This is a genomic window from Roseburia sp. MSJ-14, from assembly GCF_018918225.1.
Taxonomy (GTDB): Bacteria; Bacillota; Clostridia; order Lachnospirales; family Lachnospiraceae; genus Petralouisia.
In genome coordinates this window covers 187,370-208,762 of record NZ_JAHLQD010000056.1, presented here as the reverse complement: position 1 = coordinate 208,762, position 21,393 = coordinate 187,370, and the positions used below count along the sequence as shown (strand labels likewise).

At 38.3% G+C, this 21,393-nt stretch carries 21 protein-coding genes and 1 pseudogene; 20 read left to right on the top strand and 2 right to left on the bottom strand.

All coding sequences use genetic code 11. The annotated features are described in order from the left end of the window. Window positions 1-111: 111 nt before the first annotated feature. A pseudogene (locus tag KQI83_RS16580) lies at window positions 112-357 on the bottom strand (ISNCY family transposase); the annotation flags it as partial. A gap of 173 nt (window positions 358-530) precedes the next feature. On the opposite strand from KQI83_RS16580, the gene KQI83_RS16575 reads away from it, so the two are divergent. From KQI83_RS16575 to KQI83_RS16550, 6 genes are all read left to right on the top strand, one after another. Beyond that, window positions 531-719: a hypothetical protein gene (locus KQI83_RS16575; RefSeq protein WP_216560424.1), complete on the top strand. Its 189-nt coding sequence runs from the start codon at window positions 531-533 to the stop codon at window positions 717-719. Window positions 720-878: 159 nt separating this feature from the next. Further along, window positions 879-1,466 carry a class I SAM-dependent methyltransferase gene (locus tag KQI83_RS16570; RefSeq protein ID WP_216560421.1) on the top strand — a complete coding sequence of 196 codons (588 nt, stop codon included), beginning with the start codon at window positions 879-881 and terminating at the stop codon, window positions 1,464-1,466. Beyond that, window positions 1,436-3,925, top strand: coding sequence for a DEAD/DEAH box helicase family protein (locus KQI83_RS16565; protein WP_216560418.1), 2,490 nt, complete (start codon window positions 1,436-1,438; stop codon window positions 3,923-3,925). Before KQI83_RS16570 ends, KQI83_RS16565 begins: the two co-directional genes overlap by 31 nt. Window positions 3,926-3,984: 59 nt before the next feature. Then, window positions 3,985-5,778: a B12-binding domain-containing radical SAM protein gene (locus KQI83_RS16560; protein WP_216560415.1), complete on the top strand. Its 1,794-nt coding sequence runs from the start codon at window positions 3,985-3,987 to the stop codon at window positions 5,776-5,778. Further along, window positions 5,775-6,407 carry an endonuclease III gene (nth, locus tag KQI83_RS16555; RefSeq protein WP_216560413.1) on the top strand — a complete coding sequence of 211 codons (633 nt, stop codon included), beginning with the start codon at window positions 5,775-5,777 and terminating at the stop codon, window positions 6,405-6,407. Before KQI83_RS16560 ends, nth begins: the two co-directional genes overlap by 4 nt. Further along, a complete protein-coding gene (locus KQI83_RS16550) occupies window positions 6,401-7,117 on the top strand; it encodes a 3'-5' exonuclease (RefSeq protein WP_216560410.1) in 717 nt (238 codons plus the stop codon). The genes nth and KQI83_RS16550 overlap by 7 nt, the downstream gene beginning before the upstream one ends. On the opposite strand, the gene KQI83_RS16545 is transcribed toward KQI83_RS16550, so the two are convergent. Next, on the bottom strand, window positions 7,114-7,713 hold the full coding sequence (locus KQI83_RS16545) for a hypothetical protein (RefSeq protein WP_216560407.1): 600 nt from the start codon (window positions 7,711-7,713) through the stop codon (window positions 7,114-7,116). The genes KQI83_RS16550 and KQI83_RS16545 overlap by 4 nt on opposite strands. Before the next feature lie 316 nt (window positions 7,714-8,029). On the opposite strand from KQI83_RS16545, the gene KQI83_RS16540 reads away from it, so the two are divergent. The 14 genes from KQI83_RS16540 to KQI83_RS16475 all read left to right on the top strand — a co-directional run bounded on the left by KQI83_RS16540 (window position 8,030) and on the right by KQI83_RS16475 (window position 21,241). After that, window positions 8,030-9,610 (top strand): VanW family protein, encoded by a 1,581-nt coding sequence (locus KQI83_RS16540; RefSeq protein WP_216560404.1) that lies wholly within the window; start codon window positions 8,030-8,032, stop codon window positions 9,608-9,610. 70 nt (window positions 9,611-9,680) lie between these two features. After that, window positions 9,681-10,664, top strand: coding sequence for an AIR synthase family protein (locus KQI83_RS16535; RefSeq protein WP_216560401.1), 984 nt, complete (start codon window positions 9,681-9,683; stop codon window positions 10,662-10,664). Window positions 10,665-10,706: 42 nt separating this feature from the next. Further along, entirely contained in the window at window positions 10,707-11,189 is a 483-nt protein-coding gene (locus KQI83_RS16530; RefSeq protein ID WP_216560442.1) for an Lrp/AsnC family transcriptional regulator, read from the top strand. Then, a complete protein-coding gene (locus tag KQI83_RS16525) occupies window positions 11,186-12,358 on the top strand; it encodes an aminotransferase class I/II-fold pyridoxal phosphate-dependent enzyme (RefSeq protein WP_216560397.1) in 1,173 nt (390 codons plus the stop codon). Before KQI83_RS16530 ends, KQI83_RS16525 begins: the two co-directional genes overlap by 4 nt. A gap of 19 nt (window positions 12,359-12,377) precedes the next feature. After that, a complete protein-coding gene (locus KQI83_RS16520; protein ID WP_216560394.1) occupies window positions 12,378-12,881 on the top strand; it encodes a tRNA (cytidine(34)-2'-O)-methyltransferase in 504 nt (167 codons plus the stop codon). A gap of 9 nt (window positions 12,882-12,890) precedes the next feature. Beyond that, complete coding sequence (locus KQI83_RS16515; RefSeq protein WP_216560391.1) at window positions 12,891-13,742, top strand: energy-coupling factor transporter ATPase; 852 nt, start codon at window positions 12,891-12,893, stop codon at window positions 13,740-13,742. Next, window positions 13,727-14,590 carry an energy-coupling factor transporter ATPase gene (locus tag KQI83_RS16510; RefSeq protein WP_216560389.1) on the top strand — a complete coding sequence of 288 codons (864 nt, stop codon included), beginning with the start codon at window positions 13,727-13,729 and terminating at the stop codon, window positions 14,588-14,590. The genes KQI83_RS16515 and KQI83_RS16510 overlap by 16 nt, the downstream gene beginning before the upstream one ends. A 17-nt stretch (window positions 14,591-14,607) precedes the next feature. After that, on the top strand, window positions 14,608-15,408 hold the full coding sequence (locus tag KQI83_RS16505) for an energy-coupling factor transporter transmembrane component T family protein (protein WP_216560386.1): 801 nt from the start codon (window positions 14,608-14,610) through the stop codon (window positions 15,406-15,408). Between the two features lie 57 nt (window positions 15,409-15,465). Further along, window positions 15,466-16,233, top strand: a complete 768-nt coding sequence (truA, locus tag KQI83_RS16500; RefSeq protein ID WP_216560383.1) for a tRNA pseudouridine(38-40) synthase TruA — start codon at window positions 15,466-15,468, stop codon at window positions 16,231-16,233. Window positions 16,234-16,235: 2 nt separating this feature from the next. Continuing rightward, the gene (locus tag KQI83_RS16495; protein WP_216560379.1) at window positions 16,236-18,116 is read left to right on the top strand and encodes a DUF1266 domain-containing protein; all 1,881 of its coding nucleotides are present in this window, start codon (window positions 16,236-16,238) and stop codon (window positions 18,114-18,116) included. A gap of 211 nt (window positions 18,117-18,327) precedes the next feature. Further along, window positions 18,328-18,756: a 50S ribosomal protein L13 gene (gene rplM / locus KQI83_RS16490; protein ID WP_075721447.1), complete on the top strand. Its 429-nt coding sequence runs from the start codon at window positions 18,328-18,330 to the stop codon at window positions 18,754-18,756. Between the two features lie 17 nt (window positions 18,757-18,773). Next, window positions 18,774-19,166, top strand: coding sequence for a 30S ribosomal protein S9 (gene rpsI / locus KQI83_RS16485; protein ID WP_075721446.1), 393 nt, complete (start codon window positions 18,774-18,776; stop codon window positions 19,164-19,166). Between the two features lie 381 nt (window positions 19,167-19,547). Beyond that, the gene (locus tag KQI83_RS16480) at window positions 19,548-20,465 is read left to right on the top strand and encodes a DNA-methyltransferase (protein ID WP_216560376.1); all 918 of its coding nucleotides are present in this window, start codon (window positions 19,548-19,550) and stop codon (window positions 20,463-20,465) included. A gap of 5 nt (window positions 20,466-20,470) precedes the next feature. Then, complete coding sequence (locus tag KQI83_RS16475; RefSeq protein WP_216560373.1) at window positions 20,471-21,241, top strand: DpnI domain-containing protein; 771 nt, start codon at window positions 20,471-20,473, stop codon at window positions 21,239-21,241. Window positions 21,242-21,393 lie beyond the last annotated feature (152 nt).

Here is a 21,393-nt window from a genome sequence, read left to right as displayed (position 1 = left end):
GTCGCCAAACGAATTCGAACGAGTGTATGAAAGAACGAACACTGAGGCTGAGCTTCTGGCAGGTTAAAATGGGGAGAAATTTCTCATTTTAACTTGTACTAAATCTTGACATAGGACCATGTCAGTCGGAATTGAGAAAATGCGCTGGAACAGAAGTGCTTTGAGCATTGGATAAAGCTGATGCTTTCGAGGTCTTCCGGTACGGGCGTGAAAATGATTAACAAAAGAAACAGGAACAATTTCATCAAGGTTAATGGCTTCATCAAGAAGAGCAAGAAACTGGTATTTGTCATTATCGAATTTATTCTGGCAATCATCAAAAATTTCTGCCAAAGTGAGTTGCTTATGTGTTATCATATAGGTATATCTCCTTTAGGTGGATTGGTTGATAGTTTTTCGCAACTCTATTTTACCATAAACCCTGAGGAGATATTTTATTTTCAACAAGAAAAAATGCCGTATTTATGCGGTGTTTGGCGTTTCGCAAACGCCTAATGTGATATTAGAAAGAAAGGAGAAATATATAGTTTATGTTATATTTTCGTGGACAACAAGTAAAAGATTATTGTCGTTGTCAGAGGAGCGGCTCTATAACGTCAGAAGAGGAAGAATGGGGGTATTGGGATGTGTGTTGCGATTGTGGTAAGCCGTTAGAAAATGGATTTCACTATTATAATCATTATGATGGAAAAGATTATGATGAGGAAGATATGTGGTAATTGAATAATGATTTTGGAAAATGTAAGTATATTGGTATACATTTGAGAGTAGTATAAATTTTGGAGTAAAGTGTAAATTGAACCAATTAAAATATGGAAGGGGATGTCATCTGATATATAATATTATGATAATATATAACTATTATCGGAGGAAAAAACGTGAATAATACAATCCAATACTACCAGCAAAATGCAGAGCAATTTTCCCGAGAAACTCGTTCCGTTGACTTCTCGCAAAACCAGGGCAAATTTATGAGTAAGTTAAAAAAGAACGACACCATTTTGGATTTTGGTTGTGGCTCGGGAAGAGATACAAAGTGTTTTTTAGAACATGGTTTTCAGGTAGAGGCAATAGATGGTTCAGAGGAACTATGCAGGCTTGCCGGTGAATTTACCGGAATTAAGGTAAAACATTTACTGTTTCAGGAATTAGCAGAAAAAAATAAATACGATGGGATATGGGCGTGTTCGTCCATTTTGCATTTGCCTAAACAAGAATTGATAGAAGTAATACAAAAAATGTCACTGGCACTGAAAAGCAAGGGGATTATTTATACTTCTTTTAAATACGGGACTTTTGAGGGAGAAAGAAACGGAAGATATTTCACAGATATGACGGAAGATTCTTTTGAAGAAATCTTACAAGCCACAAAAGAGTTACAGATAGAAGAACAGTGGATTACATCGGATGTACGACCGGAAAGAGGGAATGAAAAATGGCTCAACTTGATTCTGCGAAAAATGTAAAAGTTGATAATATACCAATCGAAGCCACAGATGTCATGACTGGAGACAAGGACAGAAGACGTTTCTTGTATTACCAGTTAAAAATAAGCATGCTGAAAGCAAAACAAATAGATATTATTGTTTCATTTCTTATGGAATCAGGGGTAAGAATGTTACTGAAGGATTTTAAGGATGCTTTGAATCGTGGTGTTCGGATACGGATTCTTACCGGAAACTATTTGGGAATTACCCAGCCGTCAGCACTGTACCTGATAAAAAAGGAACTTGGAAATCGTGTGGATTTGCGCTTTTATAATGAAAAAGCGCGTTCTTTTCATCCAAAGTCCTATATATTTCATTTTGATAATGCAAGTGAAATATATATAGGTTCTTCTAATATTTCCAAAAGTGCGCTAACATCTGGTATCGAGTGGAATTATCGCTTTAGTAGTTTGACGGATGAGAAGAATTATCGGCTGTTTTATGAAACATTTGTAGATTTGTTTGAACATCATTCCATTATCATAGACGATGCGGAGCTGAAAAGATATTCCAAGAACTGGCATAAGCCGGCGGTGGCGAAAGACCTTGCCAAATACGATAACCCGCAGGACGAGGAAGATACAAAGGTAGAAGTACTATTTCAACCAAGAGGTGCGCAAATAGAGGCTTTGTATGCACTTGAGGACAGCAGGGCAGAAGGCGCAACGCGTGGACTGGTACAAGCTGCTACCGGTATAGGAAAAACCTATCTTGCAGCGTTTGATTCAGCAAAATATAAAAGAGTATTGTTTGTTGCGCATAGAGAGGAAATATTAAAGCAGGCAGCAATATCTTTTCAAAATGTCAGACATTCTGAGGATTATGGATTCTTTTATGGAAAACAAAAGACAGTGGACAAGTCGGTGATTTTTGCTTCTGTTTCAACTCTTGGAAGAGAGGAATACCTGTCAGAGGAATATTTTTCACCGGAGTATTTTGATTATATCGTAATCGATGAGTTTCATCATGCGGTAAATGAACAGTATCAGAGAATTGTGCAATATTTTAAACCTCAGTTTTTGCTTGGACTTACCGCAACTCCGGAGCGAATGGATGGTAAAAATATTTATGAAATCTGTGATTACAATGTACCTTATGAAATTTCATTAAAAGAGGCAATCGACAAGGGAATGTTAGTGCCTTTTCATTACTATGGAATTTATGATGAAACAGATTATTCCGGTTTGCATCTTGTAAAAGGGCATTATGAAGAAAAAGCTTTAAATGAAACTTATATCGGCAATGTGGCAAGATATGAATTGATTTATAAGTACTATATGAAATATCGTTCTAAAAGAGCATTGGGATTTTGCTGTTCCAGACAGCATGCAGAAGATATGGCAAAAGAATTTTCTAATCGGGGCATTCCGTCCGTTGCAGTATATAGTAATGCAAATGGGGAGTTTTCGGAAGACAGAGAAAAAGCCATTGAAAAATTGATGAATCAGGAAATAAAAGTAATATTTTCTGTAGATATGTTCAATGAAGGTGTTGACATACCTGCATTGGATATGGTGATGTTTCTTAGACCGACAGAATCACCCATTGTCTTTCAGCAGCAATTAGGACGTGGACTTCGTACTTATAAAGGAAAAGAATATCTGAATGTATTAGATTTTATTGGAAACTATCAGAAGGCAGGATTGGCACCGCTCATTTTAAGTGGTACAAAAGCTTTTGATGAAAAAAGAGCCTGCGAATACAATGAGTTGGAGTATCCGGATAATTGTATGGTAGATTTTGATATGCACCTGATAGATTTATTCCGAGAATTAGATAAGAAGTCGCTATCAATTAAGGAAAGAATCGTTCGGGAATATTACAAAGTAAAAGAATTGCTGGAAAATCGTGTGCCTACCCGTATGGAACTTTTTACATATATGGAAGATAGCGTATATCAGTATTGTATGAAGCATGCAAAAGAAAATCCGTTTCGCAGATATATGGAATTTTTGCAGGACTTACAGGAATTGTCAGAGGAAGAGCAAAGATTATACCATGGAATCGGCAGGGAATTTATAGCGGTAATGGAAACAACCGACATGCAGAAAGTGTATAAGATGCCGATATTATATAGTTTTTATAATGATGGCAACATACGAATGGAAGTTACAGAAGAAGAGGTATTAAAGAGTTGGAAACAGTTCTTTGATAACGGAACAAACTGGAAAGATTTTGCAGACAATATTTCCTATGAAGATTATAAGCGCATGACAGATAAACAGCATTTAAGTAAGGCGAAAAGTATGCCCATTAAATATTTAAAAGCATCGGGAAAGGGATTTTTTATAGAAAAAGAAGGCTATGCACTTGCTTTGCGGGAAGACTTAAAGGACATCATACAGTTAGAAGCCTTTAAGGCGCAGATGAAAGATATATTGGAATATAGAACCATGGAATATTATAGAAGAAGATATTTACAAGGTTCTCAAATCTAAGAAAAATGTGCTATACTATAATCCAAGAATTTCCCAAAAACACGAAGAAGGAACATAGTATGAAGATTTTATTAACCGCAATTAATGCAAAATACATTCACTCCAATCTGGCAGTATATAGCTTAAAAGCCTATGCCAAGGAATACAGTCAGCAGATTGAATTAGCAGAATACACCATCAATCATCGGGTAGAATATATTTTGCAGGAACTATATAAAAAAAGACCGGATGTGATATGTTTTTCCTGTTATATCTGGAACTTTCGGTATACCCAGGAGCTTATCTGTGAGATACACAAGTTGTTACCGGGGATTCCTATTTGGGTAGGAGGACCGGAAGTTTCTTACGAACCGGAAGGGTTTTTGAATCAGTTTCCGATGGTAACAGGTGTTATGATTGGGGAAGGCGAAGAGACATTTCGGGAATTGTGTGGATATTATGTAAACCAAGAACATTCCGTAAGGAATCAAGTAGAGAATTCAGTAGAGAATGAGATATATTCCGCAAGCAATTCAGTAGAGAACGAGCCATATTCCCCACAGAGTTTATCAGATATTTCAGGACTTCTATTTCGCAATGAGGAAAATGAGTTGGTACGGACTCCACATCGTGAGCCAATGTCCATGGATGACCTGCCGTTTTGCTATGAACATTTAGAGGATTTTGAGAACCGCATTATCTATTATGAGACAAGCCGAGGATGCCCGTTTTCCTGTAGTTATTGCCTTTCTTCTATTGAAAAAGGGTTGCGTTTTCGTTCCTTTGAGTTGGTGGAAAAGGAGCTTCAGTTTTTCTTAGACCACAAAGTACCGCAGGTAAAGTTTGTAGACCGTACATTCAACTGCAATCACAAGCATGCCATGGAGATTTGGCAATATGTGAAGGAACATGATAATGGCATTACAAACTTTCATTTTGAGATTTCAGCGGATTTGCTTACCGAAGAGGAAATTGCATTGATTGCAGAAATGCGTCCCGGTTTGATACAATTAGAAATTGGTGTGCAGTCTACTTTTGCGCCAACTATCGAAGAAATTCACCGAACCATGAATCTGTCTCGCTTAGAGGATATTGTAAAAAAGGTGCAGCAGGCGGGAAATGTGCATCAGCATTTAGACCTGATTGCAGGATTGCCAAAGGAAGATTTTACTACATTTTCCAAGTCTTTTCAGGAAATTTACCGATTAAAACCGGAGCAGTTACAGTTAGGATTTCTCAAAGTATTAAAAGGTTCCTACATGTATGAACATCAGCAGGAATATGGCTTGGTATATCAGTCCAATCCGCCATACGAGGTGATGCAGACTAACTGGCTCAGTTATGAAGAAGTGTTGAAAATCAAACTGGTAGAAGAAATGTTAGAGGTATACTACAACAGCGGACAGTTTGAGATGACTATGAAAGTGTTGGAATTAGCATATGACAATCCATTTACCATGTTTTTAGAAATGGGAGAATATTATGAGACACATGGGTTGTTTGCCATGAATCACTCTCGTATACGGCGTTGTGAGATATTGTTGGACTTTATCAAGGAAAAAGATATTGCCCATCAGGGACTTTATGAGGAAACACTTACCTTTGATTTATATTACCGGGAAAATATGAAAACACGTCCGAAGTGGGCACCGGATATGGCGTCTTTCAAAGAAGAGACGCGAACTTATTGTAAAAAAGGAAAGATGTCTCATGTGGAGCCGTTTTTCTGGGATATGGAAGTATTGCAAAATAACAAGACTTTAGTAGAATATCCGGCTAAGGGAGAACGACAATTATATCTATTTTCCTATGAGCAGAAGAATCCGTTGACCGGACAGGCAAAGGTGGAAAAGATAGAAGGAGGAACTCCATGACAAAGCGAACAGCGGAAATATTAAGAAGATTGGACGAAACCTATGGAACAGAATATCGCTGTTATCTGAACCATGACAATGCATGGCAGTTGTTAATAGCAGTTATTTTAAGTGCCCAGTGCACCGATGCCCGGGTAAACATTGTTACGGCAGATTTATTCAAGAAATACGACAGTTTAGAGAAGTTTGCCAATGCCAATGTGGAAGAAATGGAGCAGGATATACATTCTATCGGATTTTATCATAACAAGGCAAGAAATATTATATTATGTGCCCGCAAGCTGATAACAGAATTTGGCGGGGAAGTTCCACGCAGTTTAGAAGAACTTACTTCTTTGCCGGGAGTAGGGCGAAAAACAGCCAATGTTATTCGTGGAAATATCTACAATGAGCCAAGCGTAGTAGTGGATACTCATGTAAAACGAATTTCTCGAAGACTTGGTTTTACCAAGGAAGAAGATCCGGTAAAAATTGAGTATGACCTGATGAAAGTTTTGCCGGAGGATCATTGGATTCTTTACAATATCCACATCATAACCCTTGGAAGAACGATTTGTACGGCAAGAGCGCCAAAGTGCAGTGAATGTTTTTTGAGTGATTTATGTAAGGCGGGCGACAAAACATGCTAGAATCCTATGTGGTAGTAGATTTAGAAATGACCGGACTTCGGGCAAAAACAGACCGAATACTGGAAATCGGAGCGGTAAAGGTAGAAAATCATCAGGTAACGGCAACCTACCAGAAAATGATTAATCCGGGAATTAAGATTCCCAAAGAAGTGCAGGAACTAACCGGAATCACACAGGAAATGGCAGAAACAGGAGTGCCGGAGCAAGAAGCGGTAGAGGGATTTTTCACATTCTGTGGCGAGCTTTCCTTAGTAGGTCACAATATTCTGTTTGATTATAGCTTTTTAAAACAATATGCAGTGAATCACAAGGAGTCTTTTGAAAAAAGCGGAATAGATACTTTGAAACTGGCACGAAAGTTTTTACCGGAGCTGGAAAAAAAGACACTGGATTATTTATGTGAATATTTAAAAATAGAAAGAAGTCATAATCATCGGGCATTGGAAGATGCCAAAGCAACCCATGTTTTACTGGAATACCTATGGGAAAACTATGGCAAGCAGGAACCGGAAGCATTTAAGGCGATTCCATTGGTATATCGGGCAAAGAAACAGAGCCCTGCCACAGAAAGGCAAAAAAGATACTTGAAGGAATTGGCGGAATATCATAAAATAAGTCTTGATGTAGATTTGGAAAGCCTTACCAAGAGCGAGGCATCCAGAAGAACGGACAAGATTTTGGCACAGTATGGAAAAATGCCTAAATCCTAGGCATTTCCCAACATAGCAAGAATAGAATCTTTACGAATGGTAGTTATTTTTTCGGCAGAATGTTTTAAATCTTCAATACCGGAAGAATTGCCGGATTCCTGATAGATTTTAAGAAGCAGTTCATAAGTGGCTTTGATATCAGAGCCAACCGATACGGCAAGTTCCAGAACAGTGGTAGCTTCCTGCGCATGGGACAGTTCATACAGACGGTGTCCCCATTGATTTAAGGTACGAACCAAAAGTATAAAGTTCTGGTCGTAGCGGGAGAGAAGCCCCAGATTTGCAGCTCCGTACTGAAGTTTTAGGTCAGTATTACTCAAACCGCCCAGATTAAGAATTTTTTCGTTACGAAGTGCCAGTATTTGCTGTTCATAGTCGTTTAGCTGTGCATCCTGAAATTTTGAAAAAGGCAGGGTGACACCGGATAAATCTACATAGTCAAGCTTACTAAGGTCTTGTGGTTGTGTGAGATTGGCACGGTCTTCCTGTTTCCAAAAGGAATCAATTTCGGACTTTTCCCGACGTCTTGTACGTCGTATACACATAGAAACCAGACCAAGAAAAATTAAAAAAGCGCCAAATGTTCGAAAAATCATAATATAAGAACTCCTTTGCGATATTTGTTATGGTATAATAACAGCTAACAGAATGGAAAGAGGTGGAAAAAATGAACTTTAACAACTCCAAAAAGAAAAGAACCTTTGCAGCAGTCATCGTAATCATATTAATAGCTTCCATGGTATTATCTGTTTTCATTTCTGCATTCGTTTAAGAAAAAGATTTTCATGTTCATAATATACAGAAAGCGGAGATTTCTGTCAACGATATTCGTTGTTCTGCACCTTGAAAATTCCCTATTTTATGGTAGAATAATGGATAGTGTAAAAATGAGATACTAGTAGGAGAATAGATATGAAAAAGAAATGGAAAAGAGTTTTGCCGGTGACTGGTTTGTTACTGATGCTTGCATTGGCAGTAGTAGTAACAATTCCTGTAAATGCTGAGACAAAGGAAACAGATACCATACCGGACCGTGTATTTGTAGGAGATATTGCGGTTGGCGGAATGACACAGGAAGAAGCAACACAGGCAGTAGACGATTATATTGCAGGATTAGGGGATAAGAAGATTACCCTTAACGCAGGGAAGAATCAGTTAGAAGTAACTGCAAGTGATCTTGGGATTTCCTGGGGAAATCAAGAAGTATTAGAAGAGGCAGTCAGCCTTGGAAAAAGTGGAAACCTCATTAGCCGTTACAAGGTGATGAAGGATTTAGAAAAGGAAGACAAGGTATATAACATTGCCTATACGATAGATAAAGAAAAAGCAGTCAAGGTTTTAGAAGATAATGACGCTACATTGAATACAGAGGCAGTAGACGCAGGACTTGAGAGAAAAGACGGAGCATTTAATGTTATTCCGGGAAGTCAGGGAGTTACTGTAAATGTAGAAGAGTCTCTGGATAACATGGAGACTTATTTCAGCCAGAAATGGGATGGCAATGATGCTTCTGTAGAGCTGGCAGCAGATGTAGTAGAGCCCAAGGGAACAGAAGAAGAATTGGCTAAGGTAACAGATTTACTGGGAAGTTTCCATACTTCCTATGGAACATCCGGGGCAGGACGTTCGCAGAACGTAGCAAACGGTACCTCTAAAATCAATGGTTCTGTAATTTATCCGGGAGAAGAATTCTCCGTATATGAGACCGTAAGTCCGTTTGAAGCAGAAAACGGATACGAATTAGCAGGTTCTTATGAAAACGGGACAACCGTAGAGACTTACGGTGGTGGAATCTGTCAGGTATCCACTACTTTATATAATGCAGTTATTCGTGCAGAATTAGAAGTAACAGAGCGTTTCAATCACTCAATGATTGTAAGGTATGTAGATCCTTCTGCGGATGCGGCAATTGCAGGAACTTATAAGGATTTGAAATTTAAGAATAATACTGATGCACCGATTTATATTGAAGGTTATACTGCCGGGAAAGTGGTATACTTTAATATATTCGGACATGAAACAAGAGATAGCGGAAGACAGGTAAGTTTTGTAAGCGAGACACTTTCTACCACAGATCCGGGAGTACAGTATCAGGCAGCACCGGATCAACCAATTGGATATATTCATACGGTACAGTCTGAACATACCGGATATACGGCACAGTTATGGAAGATTGTAACATTAAATGGTGTAGAGCAGAGTCGTGAAGTATTTAACAGTAGTACTTACAAGGCATCTCCGAGAATTGTACAGATAGGAACCGCATCAGCAAGTCCGGAAGCAGTTGCAGCTATCAATGCAGCAATCGGAAGTCAGGATGAAGGAACAATTAACTCTGCGGCTGCACAGTGGAGCAACGATGCAATTGCAGCACGTCAGGCGGCAGAGGCAGCGGCACAGCCGGCAACACCACCAGCAACGCCGACACCGGATCCAACACCGACACCGGATCCAACACCGGCACCGACACCGGCTCCAACGCCAACGCCATAAGAAAAAAGAATAGTTAAGAAGGCTGTTTCAAGTGAAACAGCCTTGTTGAATATATAAATGAGGAATGAAAATGAAAGTAGGAAAGATACCAGAGAGCGTACTGAAACGCTCTGTATTTAAACAAATTCATACAAAACGTAGTGAAGTTTTATTAGGAGCAGGAGTGGGAGAAGACTGCGCAGCGGTAAAGCTGGCAGATGATGAGATGTTTGTAATGTCTACAGACCCGATTACTGGTACTGCTACGGACATTGGAAATCTTGCAATACATATTACCTTGAATGATTTAGCGTCAGCCGGAGCAGAGCCGGTAGGTGTGTTACTTACCATATTGTTACCGGAAAATAGTGAGGAAGCAGTGCTGAAGGAAACTATGGCACAGATAGAGATTGCCTGTGCAGAAGCAAATGTTCAGATTATGGGTGGACATACTGAGGTTACCAAGGCAGTAAATCAGCCATTGATAAATGTTTGCGGCGTAGGTAAGGCAAAAGTAGGAAAACTGGTATCCACTGCCGGAGCAAAAGTGGGTGACGATATTATTGTAACAAAATGGATTGGGTTAGAAGGAACTTCCATTATTGCCAAGGAAAAAGAGCAGGAGCTGTTAAACCGTTATCCGGCACAGCTGGTAGAAGAGGCAAAGAACTTTGATAAATATTTGTCCGTTTTACCGGAGGCGGCGTCCGCCGTTAAGTCTGGCGTTAGTGCAATGCATGACGTGACAGAGGGCGGAATATTCGGTGCTCTTTGGGAAATGGCAGAGGCATCTGGCGTCGGACTTGAAATCGACTTAAAAAAGATTCCTGTAAAACAGGAAACCATTGAAGTGTGTGAATTTTTTGGAATTAATCCATATGAACTGATTTCCAGTGGTTCTATGTTAATGGCAGCACCGGATGGAAATACATTGGTGCGCGAATTGGAAAAACAGGGAATTCATGCAGCAGTAGTAGGAAAAGCAGTGGCGGGAAATGACCGCGTACTGATGAACGATGACGAGACGAGATTTTTAGAACCTCCAAAAACAGATGAATTATACAAGGTAGTATAACATACCTTATAATTAAGAAAAGGAAGGGTAACGACTATGGAAATGAGAGAAAAGATTTTAACTTTTATAGAAAAAAACAGCAGGGTGGATTTAAAGGAATTAGCGATTGTATTAGGTGTGGATGAAGTAACTGTGGCAAATGAATTGGCAGCTATGGAGCAGGAGCACATTATTTGCGGATACCATACGTTAATTGACTGGGAAAAAACCAGCATTGAAAAAGTGAATGCATTAATCGAAGTGCGTGTTACACCACAGCGAGGACGTGGATTTGACAGTGTGGCAGAACGTATTTACAACTATCCGGAAGTAAATGCCGTATATTTGATTTCCGGTGGATATGATTTGTTAGTTACCATAGAGGGAAAAACATTGCGTGAAGTAGCACAGTTCGTATCTGATAAACTATCTACATTAGATTCTGTTTTGAGTACTAAAACAAACTTTATTTTGAAAAAATATAAAGACCACGGTACCATCATTGCAGAACCGGAAGAAGATGAAAGGATGTTGGTGACTTTATGAGAAATCCACTATCAGAACGCATCGTAGAGATTCCTTTTTCCGGGATTCGTAAGTTTTTTGATATTGCAGCAGAAATGACAGACGTTATTTCTCTGGGTGTAGGAGAACCGGATTTTGATACTCCCTGGCATATTCGTGATGAGGGTATTTATTCTCTTGAAAGAGGAAAGACAGCATATACATCAAATGCCGGATTAAAGGAATTAAAGATAGAGATTGCAAAGTATTTGGAACGAAGATTTCAGATACATTATGATTATGACAAAGAAATGATGGTAACGGTGGGAGGTAGCGAAGCAATAGACATTGCATTAAGAGCTATGCTAGACCCGGGAGACGAAGTATTGATTCCGCAGCCAAGCTATGTATCTTATGTGCCTTGTACCATACTTGCCAATGGAATACCGGTTATTATTAATTTAAAAGAAGAAAATGAGTTCCGTTTGACGGCAGAAGAATTAGAGGCAGCAATTACACCTAAGACAAAAGTGTTGATTATGCCGTTTCCAAACAATCCTACCGGAGCAATTATGGAACGCAAAGACTTAGAAGCAGTTGCAGAAGTAGTGAAAAAGCATGATTTATATGTGATTAGTGATGAAATATATGCAGAGCTTTCTTACTTGGAAAATCATGTGACCATTGCTTCTCTGCCGGGAATGCAGGAAAGAACCGTGCTTATCAATGGATTTTCCAAGTCTTATTCCATGACAGGATGGCGATTGGGATATGCATGTGCACCAAAGGTTATCTTAGAACAGATGTTAAAGATTCATCAGTATGCCATTATGTGTGCACCAACCACCAGCCAGTATGCCGCAGTAGAAGCGGTACGCAATGGAGATGCAGATGTAGATGCAATGCGAGAAGAGTATGACGGAAGACGTCGTTATTTAATGCATCGTTTTGAAGAAATGGGCTTACAGTGTTTTGAACCTTATGGAGCATTTTATGCATTTCCGAGTATTCAGGAATTTGGCATTACATCCGATGAATTTGCAACGCGCCTGTTAAAAGAAAAGAAAGTGGTAGTTGTACCGGGAACTGCATTTGGAGAATGTGGAGAAGGATTTTTGCGTATTTCTTATGCGTATTCCTTAGATAAATTAAAAGAAGCATTAGACCGCATGGAAGAATTTGTAACAGAGTTACGGGCAAAATGCAAGTAACGAGAGAAAAGAGAGAATTATGGCAAAGTTAAATATTGTATTATATGAGCCGGAGATTCCGGCAAACACTGGGAATATCGGACGTACTTGTGTGGCAACAGGGACAAGCTTGCACTTGATTGAGCCGCTGGGATTTTCCTTGAGTGAAAAGGCATTAAAACGTGCAGGTATGGATTACTGGAAGGACCTGGATGTAAAACGATATGTGAACTGGGAAGATTTTCTTGCTAAGAATCCGGGAGCAAAAATCTATATGGCAACGACAAAGGGACGTCATGTATATTCCGATGTAAACTATGAACCGGACTGTTTCATTATGTTTGGGAAGGAAAGTGCAGGAATACCGGAGGAGATTTTAAAGGCAAATCCGGATACCTGTGTGAGAATACCAATGATAGGAGAAACACGTTCCTTAAACCTTTCAAATTCTGTTGCGATTGTGCTTTACGAAGCACTCAGACAGAATCAATTTGACCACATGAAGCTGGAAGGAGAACTTCATCGGCTGAAATGGGATGATTAGGAGAAAAGCATGAACTTTATTGAAGCCAGAAAATTAGTACATGAATATATCAGACGTGATGAAGAAGGAAATGTAGAAGGAATTGACACAGCGCTGGATGGAGTAGACCTTGATATCAAGCAAGGGGAATTTATCGCAGTATTGGGACATAACGGTTCCGGAAAGTCCACACTTGCAAAACATCTGAATGTTCTTTTACAGTCCAGTGGCGGTACTTTATGGGTAGACGGAAAAGATACCACGGATGAAGCAAATGTCTGGGACATTCGTAAAAATGCCGGAATGGTATTTCAGAATCCGGATAACCAGATAATTGCGAGTGTTGTGGAAGAAGATGTGGCCTTTGGTCCGGAAAATATCGGAATTCCCACGGATGAAATCTGGAAAAGAGTAGAAAACAGTTTAAAATCCGTAGGAATGATTCAATATCGGGAACATTCCCCAAACAAGTTGTCCGGTGGACAAAAGCAGCGCGTCGCTATTGCAGGTGTTATGGCAATGGAGCCAAAGTGCATTGTGTTAGATGAGCCTACAGCCATGTTAGATCCAAATGGACGAAAAGAAGTATTAGATGCAGTAGAAAAGCTGAATAAGGAAAAAGGCGTTACGGTAATTCTTATTACACATTATATGGAAGAAGTGATTCGTGCAGACCGTGTATATGTTATGGACAAGGGAAAGGTGGTAATGCAGGGAACGCCGAGAAGTATTTTTTCCCAGGTGGATACCTTAAAATCCTATCGCTTGGATGTACCGCAGATTACACTTTTGGCACATGAACTTCGGAAAATGGGAATGGATATTCCAGAAGGAATTTTAACAAGACAGGAATTGGTGGATGCATTATGTCGATTATATTAGATAAAGTAAACTATGTTTACAGCGAAAAAACTGCATATGAGATTCATGCCTTGAAAGATATAAACTTGAAAATAGAAGATGGTGAGTTTATAGGAATCATAGGGCATACCGGTTCCGGAAAGTCTACATTGATTCAGCACTTAAACGGATTGGTAAAGGCAACTTCCGGTGGCATTTACTACAACGGACAGGATATTTATGATGAAGACTTTAATATGAAGGAACTGCGTGGAAAAGTAGGATTGGTGTTCCAATATCCGGAGCACCAGTTGTTTGAAACTACAATTTTTGCAGATGTCTGTTTCGGACCTTTAAACCAGGGACTATCCAAGAAAGAGGCAGAGCTTCAAGCCTTTACAGCATTACGAAGCGTAGGACTTCCGGAAGAGTATTGGTATCAGTCACCATTTGAATTGTCCGGAGGACAGAAACGAAGAGTTGCCATTGCAGGTGTGCTTGCTATGAAGCCGGAGGTACTGGTGTTAGATGAACCAACAGCAGGACTTGACCCTCAGGGACGAGACGAGATATTAGACCAGGTAGCTAAAATGCACAGAGAATTAGGCATGACGATTATTTTGGTGTCTCACAGCATGGAAGACGTAGCAAAATATGTGGACAGGCTCATAGTTATGAATCATGGAAGTGTCATGTTTGATGGAACTCCGAAAGAAGTATTCCATCATTATCAGGAACTGGAAGCAGTAGGACTTGCAGCACCACAAGTCACATACTTAATGCATGAACTTAGGAAAAAAGGAATTCCGGTAGATGGTGAAGCGACTACCTTAGAAGAAGCCAAAGCATCTATCTTAAAATGTTTTCAGAACAGAGAAAATCGTAGCTAAGAAAAGTAGGAAATCATATGATAAGAGATATAACCATTGGACAATATTATCCGGCAGATTCCGTTATTCATAAATTAGACCCGAGAGTAAAATTATTTGGAGTTGTAATTTATGTAATATCATTATTTACCTTTCAAGGGATTTGGGGCTTTTTATTAGTCACACTTGCCTTGGCAGCAATGATTAAAATTTCCAAAGTGCCATTTCGTTTTATGGTAAAGGGATTGAAAGCTATTGTCATTATTTTAATTATTACGGCAATGTTTAACTTGTTTTTGACGCCGGGAGAGACGTTAGTTACCATATGGAAAATAAAAATTACAAAAGAAGGTTTGAAAAGCGCAGTATTCATGGCAATTCGTTTGATTTACCTGATACTTGGAACATCAACTTTGACGCTGACAACAACACCAAACCAGTTGACGGATGGTATGGAAAAGGCATTTCGCCCATTGAATCATATTCATGTGCCGGTACATGAGGTGGCAATGATGATGTCCATTGCCTTGCGTTTTATTCCGATTTTAGTAGAAGAAACAGATAAGATTATGAAAGCACAGATTGCCAGAGGAGCAGATTTTGAAAGCGGAAATCTTATCAAAAAGGCAAAAGCAATGGTTCCGTTGCTAGTACCGCTGTTTATTTCAGCATTTCGCCGGGCAAATGATTTGGCATTGGCAATGGAAGCACGTTGTTATAATGGTGGAGCTGGCAGAACGAAAATGAAGCCGCTAAAATATCAGAAAGCAGACCATATATCCTATTTGGTGATTTTGGGATATTTGGTAATTGTAATTTTAATGAGAGTATTACTATAAAAGCAGGCAGGTAGAAAGCCTGCTTTTTGCAAAGTATATGCTTAGAGAGGAAATAGCATGAGACGAATAAAACTGGTAGTAGCCTATGAAGGCACCAATTACTGCGGCTGGCAGATACAGCCCACCGGAATTACCATAGAAGGGGTGCTAAATCAGGCATTGTCTGAGCTTTTGGGAGAAGAAATTAAGGTGACTGGCGCAAGTCGTACAGATTCCGGTGTTCATTCCCTTGGAAATGTGGCGATATTTGACACGAATACACGGATTCCACCGGAAAAAATCTGTTATGCCGTAAATCAGCGTTTGCCGGAAGATGTGGTAGTACAAAGCTCTTGTGAGGTGGCAGCAGACTTTCATCCAAGACATTGTTATAGTGAAAAAACATATGAATATCGAATTTTGAACCGTAAGATACCGATGCCAACCTTACGAAAAGATACCTACTTTTACTATCGCAATCTAAACGTAGAAAAAATGAAAGAAGCAGCTGCATACTTGGAAGGCACTCATGACTTCAAAAGTTTTTGTTCTATTCATACTACAGTAGAAGATACAGTACGAACCATTCTTTCCTGTACAGTGGAAAAATCAACAGAAGATATCGTTACCATTCGGGTGACAGGAACCGGATTTCTCTATAACATGGTGCGAATTATTGCCGGAACATTGATACAAGTGGGAATTGGCGAAAAAGAACCGGAAGACATTACAGCGATTCTGGAAAAAAGGGACAGAAGTGCAGCCGGTCCAACTGCTCCGGCACACGGATTGACGATGATTGGAATTGTATATAAGGATGAAAAAGGGAAAGAGAAAAGAGGATAAAGATGCATATATTTTTCAGTTATCATATGGATGATTTTCAGTTGCGAAGTCGTTTGCGGAAGAATCCAGAGTATAGACAAGGAAGAACTCTTCTTGAAGTTAAAGAAGATACGGATCAGATGAATGTGGCAAAAATCAATGTAAAGGCAGGGATATTTCAGTCTAAGTTTGTGGCAAGGATTGGAAAGGGAGAAATAGAGGTTTTATCTCAAACTACATTGTTAAAAGCAGTGTATGTTGTGATATTGATAGCATTATCCTTAGTGGCAGCTATTTTGACTTGGGCAGAAATAGATATGTTTTTGGACGCGACTGTAAATACAGATATATATGACCTGATAGTTTGGTTGATGGTTTTAGTACCGATTGGTTTGATTTGGATGGTATATATTATTTTTTATAAGGTGAAACCCAAGAAAATTCTTCGTAGTTACTTCAAGGAAACAATACCGGAAGAAAAGTCGTTAGATGTGTATGAGATAGAAAATCAGGAAGCGTTTATAGGAGATAGTGAAGTCATAGATTCATCCAAATCCTATGTAACGGAAGAAGTTCCGCCTATCATGCGAAAATTCCAGAAAAGAATGCGTGTAATAAGTTTATTGGGAACGTTGGTTATTATGGTGTCCTTATGGGGTGGAATGATGCTGGCAAATAAACAGGGAAGCGGGAGCGATTCCTATCTTAGTGCGGTGTGCTTTGTATTTGGAGTTGTATGCCTTTTGATCTGGGTGTTAATGTTAGTAATCCGCATAGTGACAGAGAAAAATGAAAAACAAGTGGCAGATAATGCCAGACCTTATCCGGCAACCATTGTTGGAATTCAGATGATACAAAATAGTAAAAATTATATAGTTGTATACGAGTTTGTGGATGAATTTAAAAATTATCACATGGTAGTGGGAATTAAGCAACAGACCATAAAGAAAAATCAAAATGTAGAAGCACTGATTGGGAAAACTACGAAAATATGGTATGCCCCACAATATAGCATTGAAGTATTAGAAGGGATGGAACGCCCGGTTATAAAACCATTTTATCAGGAAAAGAGCATGGTGGGCAGGGTATTACATATTGTGATTGCCTGTGCATTTTTGGTGGCAGCAGTGGTATTATATGAACCCATAGATACAGAAGGAAAGAGTCTGGAGATAGTATGGAATCAAAAGTACAAAGACACCGGATTGACGCAGCAGGATATAGAGAGTGATACCGTGCAGTGGATTTGCAATACTTATGCCATCCGTGCAGAATCAGATGGTGGACAGTTATATACGATTGGTATTTTTGAACCTACAAAAGAAAATGCAAAACAGGTGCAGAAATATTTGAAAGAAACATGGGGGATTACCAATCGAAAAACCGCAATAGATACTATAAATCATGTATTAGAGCATGGAACCAGACAGAAATACCGAGAATTTGTGAAAGATATGAAAAAAAATGGCTGGTTTGAACTTAGTGAAGAGGAAGTAGAACACAAAATCCAGAAAGACGGATTGGGAGAGGAAGAGTATCGTTATGAGGGAGCGTATCTTGCATATCAGGCATTTGGCGAAAAAGGTGTGGATGCGTGGGACTATTGCCGTATGCTTCGAATTGCCGGGGAATGTTATGTAGCAGGTTACATTAATTTGGAGGAATGTATGAATCAGTGTCTTCCAATCGCACAACAACTGCAAGAAGAGTTTGAGAGTTGGGAAGAAATCAATGATAGCTATTTGTATGGATATATGTACTGGGGAAAAGTAAGGGATAGCGGGCATTTTGCAGCAGTTTATACATGGACAAAAAATGCAGAAAAATTAATGGAAATGCCAAATGGTCCTTATGAACTGGATTATAATTTGAAATTGAAAAGTTCTTGGGATAGTGGGAAATAAATGTTGACACACGGGAGTGTGTGTAATATAATTGAACAGTATGGCGAGTTAGAAATGTGAGCCACGACCCCGGCGAAGCGTTTTTGCTTTGATGTACAAAGAAAAATGTAAATGGTGTGAAAATGATAGAACGAATGAATTTCATCAGATTTTACTTGGACGGCATTCGGATATCAGAGTAACATTGGAAAATTCAAGGAGGTAACATTCAATGAAAACTTTTATGGCCAGCCCGGCAACAATTGAAAGAAAATGGTATGTAGTTGATGCTGAAGGAAAGACTTTAGGACGTTTGGCATCTGAAGTAGCAAAAGTATTAAGAGGAAAGAATAAGGCAATCTACACTCCTCACATTGATACTGGAGATTACGTTATTGTAGTTAATGCAGAGAAGATTAAAGTAACTGGTAAGAAATTAGACCAGAAGATTTACTATCATCACTCCGATTATGTAGGTGGAATGAAAGAAACCACTTTAAAGGAAATGTTAGCTAATAAACCAGAAAGAGTTATCGAACTTGCTGTTAAGGGAATGCTTCCAAAGGGACCTTTAGGAAGACAGATGTATAAGAAGTTATTCGTATACGCTGGACCAGAACACAAACACGAAGCTCAGAAACCAGAAGCTTTAACATTTTAATCAGGAGGTAAAATAAGATGGCTAATACAAAGTATTACGGAACAGGAAGAAGAAAAAAATCTATCGCCAGAGTATATTTAGTACCTGGAACAGGTAAGATTACAATCAATAAAAGAGATATTGATGAATATTTAGGATTAGAGACTTTAAAGGTTATCGTTCGTCAGCCATTAGTTGCAACAGAAACAGCTGATAAATTTGACGTTTTAGTAAACGTTAGAGGTGGCGGATACACAGGACAGGCAGGAGCAATCAGACATGGTATCTCCAGAGCACTGTTACAGGTAGACAACGAATACAGACCAGTTCTTAAGGCTAACGGATTCTTAACTCGTGACCCAAGAATGAAAGAAAGAAAGAAATACGGTCTCAAAGCAGCACGTCGTGCTCCACAGTTCAGCAAGAGATAATTCAACCGAATATCGAAAAAGAGCTATATTCCCCGGAAACATTATGTTTTCGGGGTTTTCTTTATGTTTGAAAACTTTATCAAACACTCTCAAAACACACAAAAAACAACGGTAACTTACAAGTAACTTACAAATTCAAAAATGTTTTTGTTGTGTCTTACATCAGACAATGTTATATAACACAAAAAATAGAAAAATTTTTGATATAAAAGCCTGTAAATAAAAAGTTAAGCATAAATTAGAGAATATTGACAAATGAAGATAAAAATATGGAGAATTTGTAGAAATGATGATAAAATGCATGATGAAAAGGATAATAAACACTTTTATTTGTACACCTCTTATGTTAGGATCAAGATCTAAATGAAGGAGGTAAGCAAAATGACGTTAGTTGAAAAAATATTTAATTGCTTTAAAAATAATGAAAGTTTTTCATTACAGGAAGCTTATGAACAAAATTCTGATAAGCCACGGGAAACTGTTAGAGCACGTATTTATGAGAAAATAGGCGTAAAATTTGAAAGAGTAGAGAAAGGTGTATATCGTACAATTGCCTGTGAAGAGGAACAGTGTGTGTTAATTGAGGGGGATGGAAGGGATTTATCTATGATTGAAGATAATAGTATTGACTGTATATTGACAGATCATCCTTGGTTAGATATGAAATCAAATAAAGGCGGAACAAGAGCTTTTGCCTTATATGATTGTTTTAGATATACGCTGGAAGATTTTATAGAAAAAGCAAGAGTATTAAAAGAAGGATGTTTTTTAGTAGAAGTGTTGCCGGCAGAGAATGAGAATAATTATGAGTATTTGTATCAGATAAAACAATATGCTAAGGAAGCCGGATTTATATATTATTCTAAAGTTCCTTGGAAAAAAGGGACTTTTGTGAGTAATACAGGCAGAAAGGCAAAAAATACACAAGATATAATGATTTTTTCAAAGGGTAAAGCAAGAAGAATGAGAATTGATAAGAAGAAATCGGATAGGACAGGTGAAATACATTATATGAGTGGGTGTAATGGTATGTTACCAACCATGTTTGATGTTCAGCCGGTTTCAAAAAAGAATAGGATACATCAGAGTGAATTGCCAGTGAAATTATGTGAAGAAATATTGGAATATGTTACATATGAAGGTGAAATTGTGTTAGATTCATTTGCAGGAAGCGGAGCAGTAGGTGTAGCTGCTTTGAATAAAAAGCGTAGCTGCATTTTAATCGAAATATTGAAAGAAAATATAGAAAAAATCAAGACACGCTTTAATAGTGTCTTATATCAAACAGTATTGGAGTGATAATTTTGAATTTACAAATGGATGGGGAAAATGTGGAACAATATTCGAGTAACTCACAAAAAATAAGAGTTATAACGGAATCATGGGTTAATAAAAATATGTTTTGCCCATATTGTGGTAATCAATACATATCTCATTTTGAAAATAACAGACCTGTTGCAGATTTTTTCTGTCCGTCTTGTAGTGAGGAATATGAACTAAAAAGCAAAAGTACTACAATCAGCAATAAAGTTAATGATGGGGCATATAATACTATGATAGAAAGAATTACTTCAATCAACAATCCAAATTTTTTCTTTATGCATTATAACAAGTATAATCTTCGAGTTGAGAATTTTGTGATGGTACCTAAATATTTCTTTTCTCCGGAGATAATTGAAAAAAGAAAACCTTTGGCAGAGACAGCAAGACGAGCAGGGTGGATAGGCTGTAATATTTTGTTAAATCGAATTCCAAATGAAGGAAGAGTTTTTATTGTTCAGAATGAGAAAGAAGTACCTATTGAACAGATAATCAATAAGGTACATAAAACAGAGTTTTTACGGGGAAGTAAGCTTGATGCCAGAGGATGGATTTTGGACGTATTGAATTGTGTTAACAAGATGGAAGATACTACATTTACTCTTGAACAAATGTATAGATTTGAAGAATTACTGTCTATTAAACATCCAGAAAATCATCATGTAAAGGATAAAATACGACAGCAGTTACAAATGTTAAGAGATAATGGAATTATAGAATTTATTGGAAGAGGACACTATAGGAAACTTCAGTAATTGTATGCATATTAGCTATTATTGCCAGATAAGAAAGTTAGAGAAGAAACAAGAGATTTTAACAAAGATGTTTGAAAATTCTTTTGACATGTATTCAGAAGAATGTTATTATTATCTTACAAAAGGTGCTACCGATAGACGGTTAGCCCGGT